The sequence below is a fragment of the Paenibacillus sp. V4I3 genome (genome assembly GCF_030817215.1).
Lineage (GTDB): Bacteria > Bacillota > Bacilli > Paenibacillales > NBRC-103111 > Paenibacillus_E.
Map to the genome: position 1 here is coordinate 6,274,059 of NZ_JAUSZA010000001.1, position 15,464 is coordinate 6,289,522.

General features: G+C 46.6%; 7 protein-coding genes. All 7 read right to left on the reverse strand.

Annotated elements, in window-relative coordinates:
* Window positions 1-114 precede the first annotated feature (114 nt).
* Entirely contained in the window at window positions 115-5,292 is a 5,178-nt protein-coding gene (locus QFZ77_RS29160) for an endo-alpha-N-acetylgalactosaminidase family protein (protein WP_307444929.1), read from the reverse strand.
* Window positions 5,293-5,836: 544 nt separating this feature from the next.
* Complete coding sequence (locus QFZ77_RS29165) at window positions 5,837-9,625, reverse strand: polysaccharide lyase family 8 super-sandwich domain-containing protein (RefSeq protein ID WP_307444931.1); 3,789 nt, start codon at window positions 9,623-9,625, stop codon at window positions 5,837-5,839.
* A gap of 165 nt (window positions 9,626-9,790) precedes the next feature.
* Complete coding sequence (locus QFZ77_RS29170) at window positions 9,791-10,108, reverse strand: hypothetical protein (protein ID WP_307444933.1); 318 nt, start codon at window positions 10,106-10,108, stop codon at window positions 9,791-9,793.
* Window positions 10,109-10,182: 74 nt separating this feature from the next.
* A complete protein-coding gene (locus QFZ77_RS29175; RefSeq protein ID WP_307444935.1) occupies window positions 10,183-11,325 on the reverse strand; it encodes an extracellular solute-binding protein in 1,143 nt (380 codons plus the stop codon).
* A gap of 88 nt (window positions 11,326-11,413) precedes the next feature.
* Window positions 11,414-12,292: a carbohydrate ABC transporter permease gene (locus QFZ77_RS29180; RefSeq protein ID WP_307444938.1), complete on the reverse strand. Its 879-nt coding sequence runs from the start codon at window positions 12,290-12,292 to the stop codon at window positions 11,414-11,416.
* A gap of 1 nt (window position 12,293) precedes the next feature.
* On the reverse strand, window positions 12,294-13,037 hold the full coding sequence (locus QFZ77_RS29185; RefSeq protein ID WP_307444940.1) for an ABC transporter permease: 744 nt from the start codon (window positions 13,035-13,037) through the stop codon (window positions 12,294-12,296).
* The gene (locus QFZ77_RS29190) at window positions 13,015-15,378 is read right to left on the reverse strand and encodes an AraC family transcriptional regulator (protein WP_307444941.1); all 2,364 of its coding nucleotides are present in this window, start codon (window positions 15,376-15,378) and stop codon (window positions 13,015-13,017) included. Before QFZ77_RS29190 ends, QFZ77_RS29185 begins: the two co-directional genes overlap by 23 nt.
* Between the last annotated feature and the right edge of the window lie 86 nt (window positions 15,379-15,464).

Below are 15,464 nucleotides of genomic sequence, written 5' to 3' on the forward strand. Positions count from 1 at the left end.
GCGATCCTGCACCCAATCTGAAAGAGCTGCCCCCAGAATGCTTAGGAGACAGCCCTATATGATTCCCTCGAACTACTTATTGGAGAATTTTACGATTTCCTGATTGGTTATCTATTATTTTCCTGACTGATCATGAGGTACTGTAACGGTTACAGAAATAGCCTTTTGGTTGCCCGCTTTGTCGGTTGCCGTGTAGGTTATGATATAAATGCGTCCTTTTTCTGCATGTAAACTAAATGAAGTGGCCGCAGTACCGATATTAGCCTCAATGTCACCTTGACCACTATCCGGCTCATTGCTGGTAATGGAGGTTAACACCACAGATCCAACGCCTGATGCAGCATCGCTTGAATTCAGCGTGGCATTTATCGTCACCATTTTATGATTCGCCGGCCATATCGACGTTTTATCTAATTGCACGGTTAACATCGGAGCCGTTTTGTCAATCTTGAACTCGATGGTTTGGATCGGTTCTACATTGCCTGCTAGATCCGTGCTGCGATAACCGACCTCATAGTTCCCTTCACCAAAGGCAGGAATGGAACCGGTATAGGTGATCCAACCCCCGTTATTCACTTGGTATTCTGTTTTCGCCACGCCATATACATTGTCACTTACAGAGAAGCTTACCGTTACATCCGACGTATACCATCCGTTGCTGCCATTAGGTGCAGCTGGACTTAAGGATGCAACGCTTACGGGTGCAATCTTATCGATATTGCTTACAACAATGCTCGTTACATTGGATACGTTACCCACCGCATCCGTTCCTCTTGCATACACGGTTTCATTTGCCGAAAGGACAACAGGTGCCGTGTACGCTGTCCATGTGCCGCTTGCACCAACTTTGTATTCTTTCACCGCTGCGTCAGTTGGATAGCTGATTGTTACCGTGACATTAGTGTTGGTCGGCACTGTAATATCTGCAGATAAGATTGCATCTGCTGGTGGTGTCCCTGGAACGCTAAATACGTTGAGCTCAGCAGCAGAAGCAAAATTGCCTACAGCCTCGATAGCTTCAAGTTTCACATAAGATGCCGTCGTCTTCGCAAATACAATGCTTTTCGCACTGTCGTCACGAGCCCAGGTACCGCTAGCAGTCTGCGTAAAGTTCTCGCCGTCCGTACTTACGTACAAGTTATACTTGGTGATCGTCCCGTTCCCCGCACCAGCTCTCGGCAAGTATTTGATTTGATTTACCTCATAGCTGCTTCCAAGGTTCAACGTTATCGACTCAGGCAAATGCGCAGGAGACCATTTGGTATGCCACAGCGTAGAAGAATCTCCATCGAGCGCGTTCTCCGGATCATCGCCAGGCTGAAAGCTCGACGCAGCTGCCGTCATGCCTGATTGCGGAATAAGCACATTGGGTTCAAATACCGTAACCTTGCTGGTTGCGGATAAATTGCTGCCGTCCTTCGTCATCGCTGTAATTGTGGCCGTGCCGGAATTCATTGCGGTTACTCTTCCTGTCTGGTCAACGGAAACGACCTCAGGTTTGTCTGAGCTCCATTCCAGCGTCTTATTGAATGCATTTGCTGGTTCCACACGTGCGTTGATTTGTGCAGTATTGCCTTTATTCACAGTTACTTCCTGTTCATTCATGCTTATCTTGGTTATAAGGACTCCTTCAACAGGTACGATAGGTCCTTTGTCATCGATACGAATGTTGTCTACGACTAATGTACCGCTCAATTCGGCTTGATTGTTATCAAAGTTTTTGATAATCGCTAAATAGGCATCATTCGTTCCATCTATGGAGATTGTTAGATCTAATTTACCTGTGCCTGAATTTAATTTTTGGGTAGCAAGCTCGCGCACTGTGCCATTTTCATTGACGCGAACTGCAACGGTGTACATATCTTGCATATCCGCATGATAATCCATGGTCAAATGGTACATATTATCCTTCTTCAGTTGGAGCGTTTGCGGCAGTGTCCGCAGCCATTCACCCGTTCCTTCCTCATTTGTTTTGAGCGAGAAACGGCCATCTAGAACATAGGATTTGATCTGATTTCCATTGGACTCTACCAAATGTGTCCGAACAGGTCCAAGCTTCGAATAGACGAATGGCCCCCATCCCTCATCGACGTTCTCAAAGTCCTCGAATAAGGTTGCTCCGTTCGCACTCACCCTATTGGTCGGATTTTCCCAAACCCTCACGTCGTCGAACGAAACCGTTGCATTGCCATCCGCAGCTTGCAGGTACAGTGTCGCTGTGTCGCTCACTGCCTCAAATGACGCTTTCAAACGTTGGAAGTTTGTATTGAAATACTTGTGCTGCTGCGCGAAAAACTTATGTTTCGTATCTACCAAGCTGTTTTCTGCCCCTTGACCCCCTTGCCTCACTCCGAGTGTCGTTTTACGTGTGCCGTCTACCTTAACCCATACGGATGCCGTATACGTTTTTCCTGGCGTAAGTCCGGTGATGACCTGCTCAATCTTAGCGTCATTCTGACCTTTCACTTGCATCATATCATCAGCATTGCTGCTTTTTGCAAATGCGATATGATCTGTACTTGATGCGGATGATGATTTGTGCCATACACCGAACTTCTGACTGTCAAAGCCCACGTCCTTGGCAGGCCCGCCATCTCCCCACACCGTCTCCGCTTCTACTGGAGCTTGATCCTTGTAAAGCACATATCCGATGCCCTTCTCCGCCGTCAATGTCACTTGACCGCCCGTCACTGGTACACTGCCTACAAGCTCGCGTCCTAAATCCGTCAGCTTATATAGTTGCACAGTCTGTACATGGCTCCAGGATGCCGGAAGCGTCCAAGTCGTTGCGCCGCCCTTCGGATTCCAGTGATAAATTTTATCTTCCTTAACCGGATCCCATGGAATGAATACCGTGCTGTCGCTAATCTCACTGCTATCTGTCATGATCGCCAGATCATGGCCGTCTTTGGATAAATGAATTTTCCCGTCTTGACCGCGCGCCACAGAAACATTGCTTTCAAAATCGATGCGATTATTCGTCATTTTCATAATGGGGAAGTACTGCATATATTTCGTTGGTAAATTGTGATCAAAGAACGCTTCCGTCGTTTTGTTGTAACTATTGAATAAAGGACTGCTTTGCCAGTATCCGACGCCGATTTGTTTATTGCCTTTCAATAGAGGATGACTCATAAACCCATCCATCACATCGTTGCGAATAAAACGAATGATCGAGCTATTATTTCCTTGGTTTGGATAGCCTGGATCTGTACCCCAATGAACCCATGCAGCCTGCTCATGAAGCGGTCCAGCAAACTCGGTCCCCAGCATCCAGCCGTTGCCGTTCACATATTCTGCGAGCTTCTTCGCATTCCAATCGACGCCAGCATAGACGTCCACGTAAACAAAGTCGAGGTTATCTCCCGTGTCGCTTTTCAACATGTCAAGACGTCGCTTCAGTTCCCCTGATTCAACATCCTTCGTCTTATCCACATAATACGCCTGATCGAGCCAACCCCATCCTTTGCTCAGGGGATTCACCAAATTTTCCATTTTTGTTTGGAAAGCATCCAGCATATATTCCGTCGCATTGATATGAACGCCGCCTTTGATGTTGTACTTCTTGCCTTCGCTAAGCACGAAGTTAAAGTCCTCTTTGCCGCCTTGGCGTATACCGATATGTCCACCGTAATCCGGATGGGAATCGTCATGTCCTTCGGCTTGATAGCCTTTGTGCAGGACAATCTGTCCGAAACCGTCGGTCAGATGTGAAATTTTCTTTGCGTTATCAAGCGTTCGCAAGAATGGAGATGAGGTTGTGGAACCAATGTTCATGGCTATGTACGAAATGTTGTCGCGAATCATTTCGCTGCGGTAAGGCGCCTCAGCATGGTTGCGATAAGCAATTGCGCCGTCCTGCCAGTCGACCACGCTGTCATTGTTCGCATCCGGCGTAATAATGATCTTAGCCCATGGCAATGGCTCCGCTGCTATATCAGGCTTCGCACTTCCGTGGTAGGTCCACGCGCCGCTTGACATCGCAGCTTTCTTCATGCCTGACGTATCGTTAGCCACTTTCACACGAACCTTATCGTTCCCATTGACGACGTTATTGACAATAGTCGCTGCGAGCATATCTGAGTTGAGGAACGCATACGTACGACTTCCACTGGCATCCGTTGCTCCGCTTTTGAGATCGTTATATTCCTCATTAATGATGTTCCAGCCGCCTGTCACAGATACGGCAGTCTCTTGTGCTATAGGCTGTGTGGCTAGGATGGACACGAGGTCGTGATTCGGAAACTCGATCGTTTTTACTTTCTCTGCTCCTTTTTCCACGATGTTCGTCACGTTGAAGTTCAGCGCGTTGTTTTTCAGCTCGAGTTCCATTTCCAGATCTACATTGATTTCTGGAATTTGCAGCGTGTAGGCAGCTGCTTCTCCTTTACTTGCTGTTGCAGCCTTCTTGACGTAGGCCGTCGCAGTTGGATAATAGGATTTTCCGTTGATTTTTAATTCATTGATTCCATCTAATTGGCCATTCATCTCTGCGCCGGTGCTTTTCCACACATACTTCTTCACTCGTGGGAATTCCTTATCAATTTCGACAATCAATTGGTCGGATGTAATCGTATCGATGAGCGTAATCGGCTTAGGTATGGGATTATTTACTTTAATCTCCGTAAATTTCACATCATCGATGAAGAAGGTCTTATTGTTAAACCAGCTGCGAATTCCGATTTGTCCGGCCGTTGTCGGTAACCCTGGCAAGGTTGTGCTGAAAACACTGACTCCGTCGATCCACAGCTGCACACTGTCATTCTCATAACGAAGCTTAAACGTATACTGTTTATTGGCTACGAATGTCGAACTGCTTGAAGCGATGTCTCCCCATGTCTCTTGACCATTTTTAACAATATCCCAGCCCCAGCTGCTCGTATCAAACTGAATGACGCTGTAGTTATCTTTATCCACGTAACGGAGTGCTAAACCAAACCGAGTCGGCACTTCGTTGAACTTCAACTTGATTTCATACTCACCATTCGCATATTTCGGAGATCCCAGATCAGCGAGAATTACAACACCATTCGTTACTGCTTTTACAGTGCCATTATCCGGAGTAAAAGCAGTTGTTCCTTTGACAGCAGTCCACCCGCTAATGTTGCCATCGTTATAGTCCTTAGCATAAACACCATTTTCTAAAGCTTGAGTTGTTATCGTATTTGTTGATAAAACGCTTGCTTGATCTTGTGTTTGATCTATAGCGAATATGGTTGCTGCTGGGATGCAAGTTTGCAATCCCATGAACACAGTTAACATCATACTGGTCTGCTTAATGTATTTTTTCAATTTACATCTTCCTCCCTATTTACAATGAGTTGATCTTCTCTAATCTTGCACATGTTCACTTCCTATCACATCCCCCCTTTAGCCAAATTGTCCCACTGTGAAGCAGATAACCCTTGCAACATCGCTTAGGCCAATGATTCCGTTGTCGCTTACATCGGCTACTTTGATTTGTTCCCGATCCGGGCTGCTGTGAAGTACGGGATGGGGAAGAAGCCTGAACCTACCTCCTTTTTCTTTCACGAACATTCAATACACATTTCGTATTCATCAATCAGTTACCTTTCTTTCAATGTTAACCATAGTGAAAGCGCTTAACAATGATCTTTTTTGTAGCTAAATTGATTTCTTTTGCACTTCGTATGCAAGCAAAACCCGACTTCGTCCAATCGGACAAAGTCGGGTTCCGTGTCTCAACAGCTGTTAGGATCTACACTGTGCGATGGCTTGTAATAAAAGTTCCGCAAACACGGCGTCAATCTTGTTGCCGGATTGTGCGTGAATGTGATTCTCCAGTTCTTTCCATTCGTTTTTCTTCTGATTGTCATCATCTTTCCGTTGAATCTTTTCTATCATCGATAGCAAGCTGTTCAATATGCCCTGATTGGTGATCCAGCCTTGGTTGGTAAGCGTAGTGAACTGCTTCGTCCAAATGGTTGACATCCATCCGTACTTTTAGCAAGTATGCTGCAATAGTTTCGTTTCCTGCTGCATCAACCGTTTTTACCTTCACCGCATGTTCACCGATGCTGAGCGATAGCGGACTAAACGAATATGGGTGGCTTATTGGGACACCGTCCATCTCAACAGTTTCGCTTGCCACGCCGCTCACCGGATCGGAGATATCGAATTGCAGGCTGCCGCCATCGGTCCAATAAACGTCCATCGTAACGGTAGGAACGATGACGGGAGCTGCTGAATCGATTTTGATTACTATCGTTTTAGTTGCTTCTTGATTTCCGGCATTATCGATACTGTAGAACTGGATTTGATGTATGCCCTCTTCAGCAACTACGATGTTGTTCCCTTCCACAAAGGCGCCACCACCCAAACTGTAAAACGTCTTCTGCACACCACTGCTATCATCACTCGCCGTCAATGTCACCGATTGCGCAGTACGCTGCCAATCAGACTTCGCGTTAGTTGTCGTAACCGGCGCTGCTGTGTCCTTCTTGAATGTGACGACATGTGTTTTGCCGAAAGATCCTGTGACCGTAATATTCAGCTTTAAGGAAGGCATCGTCTGCAGAATCGTAATTGTGTCATCAGCACGAACCACCGATAAGCCCGCCTTGTTCAGTTCAAGCGAAATGGTGCTTTGTTGCTGCGTCGGATCGGAGACGGCTACGGTCAATTCGCTGTCCGTTTCCTTCACCATCACGGATGCCGGATTTTGCGCGGAAATGAAATCAACCGATGCCGGATTCCAGAAATTCACCGCCGTAATACCTAGCTTTTTCTCTCTTACCGCATGTACGTCCGTTGTATTGCTCAGCACCTCAACATTAGGAGCGCTGCTATAAATCGCTGTTTCCGCTGTATTTTTATGTGGCAGCATGACATAGGAATAAGATGCATTCGATGGCGTTGCCCCATGTTCAATTGCCAAACTTAAATAATTTCTTGTAACCGGAGTGCCCGATTGTCCGCTATTAATATCTTTCCAGGCGCCGGTTCTCGCTTCGCGTAAACCATACACATTGGAAGCCTCAGGGAAATAATAGCCGATGTCGGAACCCGGCGCATTTCCGGCCAAGTGAGCCCACTTAACGTCAGTCATCGTTTCCGACCAACCGAGCTGGCCCGACTTCACGGTTCCGTTAATCGTGAGCGCATTATCTCCCGTATCGTTCAGCTTGCGGTTATCGATAATGGTCTCCACCGATTGCGGTCCGGCTGTCGTGCTCGAAATACCGGCACCCAAGGCGACGATTTCATCATCGAACATAAACCATGACTTTTTGCCCTGCAGATTGCTTCCAGTCGATTGGGCAAGTGAGAAGTCCATACCGGCTGCACCGTAAAGGTTATCGATGGACGAGCCGCCGACCCATGTTTTCGGATTCATATAACTTTTCCACTCGACAGGTGTCGTCCCTTTCCCTGATCCATCTGTTGTCGTGCCAGGCAGCCGGAATGAATCCACAGTTGGCCAAAAATCATTGCGGTACTGGGTAAGATCCTGATCATATAAAAAAGTCATTCCAATGCCCGTATACCAGCCCTTCAAATTCTCGTTATTGCCCTTTTCAAAGGCAGAGATGCGGTTTGAGAACAGACTGAGCCCGAAACCATACCCTTCACGTAAATGGACAACTCTGTCCATACCAGCAAACACTTGGTTTTTCAGTAATTCTCCTCGAGGCTGGATCGAAGCATCGTTCATCATTTTTTTAACTAGAGACAGCTCGTAAATCGGCAATCCCTCGTAATAATTGGCATATGTCGTATCCGACTGAATCCATTCTTTGGCCATTCGCTTAATCGATAATGCAACGTCCGCAGGTGCCCCCTCGGCTAAACGAAGCAAGGTAATAATCGTACCTCTGGCGCTTCCCGAGCTTTGTCTGGAGATCCCTCTGCCGTTCACCATATCCATAAAAAGTCCTTTATAGATGACGGGTTCAAACGTATCCGATACCCAATCGTAAACATGATTCACGTTAGGATCCGTCACCGGCCATGGTGAACCATTCAATAAGAACGTCATATCGGCCGCACGGTTGAGCCATACCGCACCGTACCCCGCTGTGTACGCGATGTTGGTGTGTTGAACAAGCGAACCGTCCTTATAAACACCGTCTCCATGATCCGTGTAAACAAATTCCGGACCGATGGAATCAAGTCCTTGCGTGATCTTCGCGCTGTTGCTCCCGATCACACCACGCATCGTAACGACCAATGCTTTGTCGAGCAGGTTAGCTCCCGTTTCCGTCACATTGTTGAGCGTTCTCTTCTTCGGATCCGGAACGAAACGATCGACGGCTTTGATATACTTGCTTATTTGCGCCGGTGTCAGATGAGCGAACATCAACACAATGGTATCGTTCAGAATTTGCGGTGTTCCGATTTCCCAATCCCACCAATTGCCGTACTCATTTTTGGTCTCATTGTAACGGTTCACATACATCCAGTCCAAAGCGCTGATGATGTCATCCCGCAGCGCCGTATTCTGATACAGGCTTGAGCCTTGAAGAGAATAAGCGAGCGCCATGGCCTTCAGCCTGCCGTAAGCATTAGATATTTGTGCTGAATCCGTCGCGCTGGACAGATCGTTCCACAAATAAGAACGGCCCGCAGCTTTATTGAGCGTATCCCAATGCCCATTCACATTACCATTCGTAACACTTGCGGCTAGTGTAGAAAGGTTAGCCGAAATATCCGGATCAGCCGCATTGTACTGGGTGCCGCCGGTTAATTTTCCGTACCATTTCAGACGCAGCTCGCTGTACGATTGAATCGTTTCAGCAGATTCTACGTTAACAAGACACTGAGCTTTTATCGTTCCATCTGGTGTTGAGACCATAATCGTCGCTGAGCCTAACCCTTCTCCGGTTACTTTTCCATTACTGTCCACTGTTACTACACTCGGATCGTTGGAACTCCAGACAACTGTTTTGTCAGCTGCGTTCGCCGGTGTGAACGTCGGTGTAATCGTTACTGATGCATCTTTGGCCATGGAAAAGGCGGTTTGATCTAAAGCAATTCCTGTAATCCCGTCATATTCCTCCAAACTGATATCGTCAAACCATACTTTTCCTTTTCCCGTTTCAAGGAAAGGTTCAATGACCAACCTCGTGACGCCTGCTGGTATAGTCATAAATACTTGCTGTAAAGTCCAATCCTTCGTACCTAACAACTTGGCAGATGCAGGACCGTCTCCAACTTTACTCGTGTTATAGTATTGTGTTCTGAAGTAAGCCCCTGCGCCCGTTACGTTGTCGGTTTTTACCCATACTTTAAGTCTGTAAGATTTGCCGGCAGTTACCGTCGTGACGCTTTGATTCACAGATACTCGGCTTGTTGCGAAGGCATCAAACAAAATCGACTTACTCCCTTCATGATACGTGGTTGGATCCAGCATGACGTTCACCGTTTTATTCGGAGCTTTCCCGCTCCCGGTTGGAATCCATAACCCCCAGCCAACAGGGACAGGACTTGTGACACCGCTCCAGGCAACATCCGTTGTTGTGGTTGTCTGCTCGAAGCTTCCGTTCGTCATCTGATTCACCGATGCAGCCTCTGCCTTAAGGATAGCGTTTTCATAAAAGGGAATATGCGATCCGACCATACTGAAAATTAAACTAATAGCTAACAACATACTTACTTTCCTCATTAACTTCACCTCGCTAGAAATTAATATAAAAGCAATTAAAATGTAAGACAAATAACGCGATTTGTATATCGACGATATTTGAACCATATCGTTTTTTTATGAAAAGCAGAGAACAAAACCCGACGACGCCAATAAAAGGTCATAGTCGGGTCCGCGATGCTGCAATTATTTCTTGTTCTTTTCTTTAAAGAAGTCACTCGTTTCTTTTACGTGCTGCTGGAAGCTTGGATCGTCTTTGTACGATTTTACAAATTTATCCCAATCTTCTATTGAATTCTTGCCGATAATCACGTTAACGAGCATGTCGTTAAGCTTCTTGTTCCAGTCCGCACCCTTTTCTTTAAATGGGGTCGAATTCATCAAGCCATAAGTCGGATCCGGGATGGAGCTGATCGAGTCAACCAACTTTTTGTTTGCCTCAAATACGTCGCTCGGGATACCCGATACTTTCGCTCTAAGGTATTTATCAAAAGTACCCGTCACCCATTGGCCGGTCGTATCGCCTGAATATCCTTTTTTCTTGCCTTCTTCTGTTTGCTCGACAAAGCCGTCAGGTTTTAATTTATAATCAACGTCCTGAATACCGTAAACAGCCAGGTTGTAACTTCTAAAGAAGCTGTGTAATCGTAAACTTCAAGAATTTTCTTCAGCTTCGCCTCGTCTACAGATTTCTTATTGATCAGGAATTGACCGTAAAAACCGCTCGCTTGCTCGTAATAGGCTTTGCCGTCCGCCGCTTTCGGAAGCTCAAAAGCAACCAGATTTGCCTTAGGATTCGTTTTTTGCAGCTCAACATTGTATTTGTAGGCATCAACAATGTTAGCGATAGCAAGTCCTGCCTTCCCTTGCACGAGCATGTCTTTGATTTGTGCTGTCTTGAGCACAGGGAAGTCAGGCAATATACCGCCTGTTTTGTACACTTTGTTCCAATTGATTAGCGCCTCTTTCGCTTGCGGCGTCCACCAATATGGAGTCAGGCCTCCATTCTCTTCCTTCCACTTTGTTCCTGTACCGAATAGCGACAACAAATAACTGGACGGTCCAGGAGATCCAGGAAATACAGCGCCATACGTGTCCGCAGCGCCATTGCCGTCCGGATCTTTCTTCGCAAATGCTTCAAGCACGTTGTAGAGCTCATCCATTGTTTTCGGCGGCTGCAAGCCGAGCTTATCCAGCCAATCTTTGCGGATTAGCAGCGATTCATGACCGTCCAGCGGTCTGACGCGAGGCAGCGAGTAGAGCTTTCCTTTGAGCGATGCGTTCTTGTACACATTCACCGGATATTTGGCCAAGTTCGGGTAATTTTTAACATAATCCGTTAATTCCCAGAAAGCGCCTTGATCGATAGCATTCAAGAATGCAGGGGTTGAATTGAAGTCCTCGATGAAGAGCACATCCGGCAAATCTCTGGACGCAAGCAGTGCATTTAATTTCTCCGAAATTTGAGCGGATGGAATCCAACTCAGCTTCAGGTTGACGTTTAATTTCTCATTCAGCTTTTTAACCGCTTCCAGTTCGCCCGTTGGAGCTGCGGCGAAGGCAAGCGTCGTAATCGAAATATCCGTCGGTTTCGCAGGCTTGCTGCTTGCTGTGCTGCCTGCCTTTTGACTTTCATTTGATGCGCTGCCACAAGCCGCTAAGGATGCTGTAAGTATAGCCGATGTCATAACAACGGCCAATTTTTTTACCATTGGTTTCATGTGAGGACCTCCCAGGAATAATATCATTATAATCACCTCTTCTGCTGTGCGTTTAAGCCAGCATCACCCCTTTCAGAGCTATTCACCTTTATCCTTTCACGGAGCCAACCATCATACCTTTGACAAAATATTTTTGTAAAAACGGATAGACGATGACGATCGGAAGTGATGAAATAACGACAGCAGCCATTTTGATCACCTGCGGTGGCACCGTCTGCTCACTCTCCAGCATTGCCGCTATGGACGGGTCCGCCATTTGCGAAGCAGAAACCAGCATCATTTGCAGCAGAACCTGCAGCGGCCTGAGCGAATCTGTATTTATGTAGAGAACTCCACTGAAGTACGTATTCCAGTAAGCTACAGCATAAAACAAGCCGAATGCCGCAAGCGCTGAAACGGACACTGGCAGCATGATACGGATAAAGACGCCGATATCGGAGCATCCGTCGATTTTGGCCGCTTCCTCCAATTCATCCGGTATATCCTGATAAAAGTTTTTCATTAAAAAGACATACCAAGCGCTAGTCAATGCGGGTAATATGAGCGCCCATACCGTATCCATCAAGCCAAGACTGTCCACAAGTAAATAGTTTGGAATCATACCTGGGTTAAAGAGCATGGTCAGCAAAATCGCAACCAGGAAAAATTTCTTTCCTTTCAGCCTTTTACGCGATAGGACATAAGCGAGTGCACTCGTAACGATTAGGCTCAAAAGAGTACCGAAGATCGCCAAAAATCCGCTGACTCCCATAGCTTTCACGAACGAATTGGTTGAAAAAATAAACTTGTAAGCAGAGAGACTCCATGTTTGTGGAATTAATAGGATTGACTTGCTCATGTACTCTGTCGGATCGGTAAAAGATACAAGTATGACATACAGAAATGGCAGCAAGGTCACAAGCGCAAATATCGTTAACAAGGTGTAATTGATCACATTAAAGAATTTCACACCGAAGCTTTTACTCATGTTAGTAGAGTCCCTCCTCTCCGAATCTTTTGGCCAAGCGGTTGGACATCACAACAAGGATGAGTCCTACCACCGATTTGAAAAGTCCAGCAACCGTCGCATAACCGAACCTTCCTTGCTGAATACCGACACGATACGCATAGGTATCGAAAACATCGGCCAGATGTGCGACCGGTCCGCTCATCATCAAGTAAATTTGTTCAAAGCCTACGTCCATCACTTGTCCCAAGCGCAGGATGAGCAGGACGATGATGGTGCTTTTAATACCCGGAAGCGTCACATTCATCGCTTGCTGCCAACGACTTGCACCGTCGATTTGCGCAGCTTCATATAGCTCAGAGTTAATGCCAGCAAGTGCGGCAAGGAAAATGATTGTCCCCCAACCGGCTTCTTTCCAGATGCTTTGAGCTGTCAGCATACCCCAGAACAAGTTCGGTTCCGTCATGAACTCGATCTTTTGTCCCCCCGACTCGACGATCAGTTGGTTAATGACACCGCTGCCTTGACCGAAAATCAGAAAGCAAATCCCAACAATAATGACCCAGGAAAGAAAGTGCGGCAAGTAAATGACCGTTTGCACGAATTTTTTGAAAGCGAGCTTTCGTACCTCGTTCAGCAGCAGCGCCACTACGATCGGAATCGGGAAGAAGAAAAAGATGTTCAACAGGCTGATTGCCATCGTATTACGGAACAATTGCATAAAATCGGGATTGGTGAAAAACTCATTGAAGTATTTCAGTCCCATCCACTCGCTGTCCCAAAAGCCTAAATAAGGGATTAACGTTGTCGGCTCCTCGGTATTGCCCTGGCGTAACGCCGATGTGCTTTTTGAATACGCGAATAAAGTTTTTCGTCTGATAACCGATTCTTTCGGCAATGTCCGAAACCGACAAATCCGTCGTTCGCAACAGCTCGATGGACCGTTCAATCCTGATCTTCGTCAAATATTCGATAAAGGAAACATCCATCGTCTTTTTAAACAGCTTACTTAAATAATGGGAACTCAAACCGCAAATTTGCGCACATTGATCAAGCGATAGATCAAAGTGGTAATTATCCTCGATGTAACGGACGACCTTTTGGATTAATTGTTCATGCTCCTGGTGCTGTTTGCCATGCACAAATGCAACAATCGGATCGACTATTTGCACCTTGAACCATTCGTTCAATTCACGAATCGTGCTGAACTTGCGGATTTGACCGTAAGGATCGGATTCCGCTTCTCCAGACAATTGGGCCGAATCGAGACCCAGCAAGTACGCAGTACGAATAGCAGCGGTTAGCAGCCGATAATACGACATTTGTATCAGTTCAGGCTTTTGGACGTTGTCACTCATCGACTTGGCGAATTCGGCCAGCATCCGCTCCGCTTCTTCCTGATCTCCTAGCTGCAGGGAATGTTCGAAATGGGTTTCGATTTCGAGCGGGTAGCGGTAATGAAGTTCGGATGCGCCGCCACCGCCCGAGTGCGTAATCACCTGATTACCGCCAACGATGATGCGAGAGCGCACGGACAGAACCGCTTCTTCATAAAGTTCGGGCAAATCTGTGATACCTTCGCTCTGTCCACTCAAACCGATTGTCACTGGAAGACGTAGATAATCGGACACAAGTATCCGCAGGCGTTCTGCAAACAATTTAACCTCTGTCTGCCCCTCATCTGTCTGCTCGGGGTCGCGGAACAGCCAAACGGCGACCTGGTCATTCAGCAGATTGATGACGATTCCCTCCATTTCCTGTGATTGGAGCAGTTCACCGACAATGTTTTTCAAGGCAAAGACGATCAAATCGCGGTCATTTTCCTGAAAACGCGAACCACTATCCTGCGGCGGGTCGCAAGTGATGACGAAAACACTGTTTTCCCGCCCTGCAGGTACGTCATATCTGCGTAACATGCCCTCTAATTGATCCCCAGAGTAGTGGAGAAACCGTCCCTGCAAAAGCTGCAGCGCGAAAATTTCACGAACTAAGGGTAATTGATCGCTCAGCTGCTGCTGCAGTTGATTGGCCGTGCTGCTCAGCTCCCCCCATCGTTTGCGTACGAAGCCAACTTCATCCGTTTCCGAGTCGAGTGCTTTTCCGCCTTTCAAATGGGCCACGAGGTTCTCGATCGGTCGATAGACACGCCGTGTGCCCCATAATGCGATTAAGATGCCCAGTACAAGACAAACTGCTATGATCGTCAGCGTAATCATGGCAATGCCTTTCGATTTGGCGTTCAATTCATTGACCGGCACCATGTTAATATATTGCCATTTGTTATAGGGGGAAGTAATTGGCGTCACCATGTAATCCGTATCTTGAAAAGTGAAAGTAAACCGCTGCTCAGATCGCTTTTCAGCAATAAGCTCGACTAAGCCTTTTGGAACGCTATTCCCTCCGCTTGAAGTCACGAGGTTGCCCGTTGCGTTCAAGATGAACATGAGCTCGCCGCTATAGCTGACGAATCGGCTCATAATGTTTTGAAAGAGTGCCTCATCGATGCGTATAAACAAAAGTCCAGTCGGATTTTTGGCTAAAAGCGGCACCTTAGATATCAGTGTTACGCCGTTCAGATGATAACCGGGTAAATACGGAACGGGCCCAGTGACCCATCTGATTTGATCTTCGGATGCAAGTTCTTTCTGCAAAGCCTGGCGTTCTTTATCACCTTCGATTCTGCGACCGCCATAAAAGGGAGAGATCAAATAACCTTCATCAGGCACGTACATCGCAACATCGCTTACTTCTTTATTGCCATTTTGCAATGCAGATAACTCTCGAGCAATGCCGGAATAAAAGCCGGTATAGTTCGTGCTTTTCAGCTCTGTTAAATTCGAGCTAAAAAAAGTGCCAAGCAGCATTTGAATGGCATTGTTTTGTATGCGATCCAATGTCGAATCGATACTGGAGGATACATTATTCAAGATGCGGACATTCGACTGGTTAACTTCTCTTTGCACGACCGAAGCAGAAAACATATAGCTTCCGAAACCAACGGCTACTACCGGAATGACAGCTGCGAATAAAGACAAGGTAACCATATTGCGAAAAATCGTTTTACGCTGAAATAAGCGCTTCCAACTATCTTTAAACCATCTACGCATAGCCAACACCTCATCAACAGATTCATGAGCATTGTAAGCGGTTGCTGGAATAAAATCAACCGAAAAAGCCCATTTTAATGCGGGGC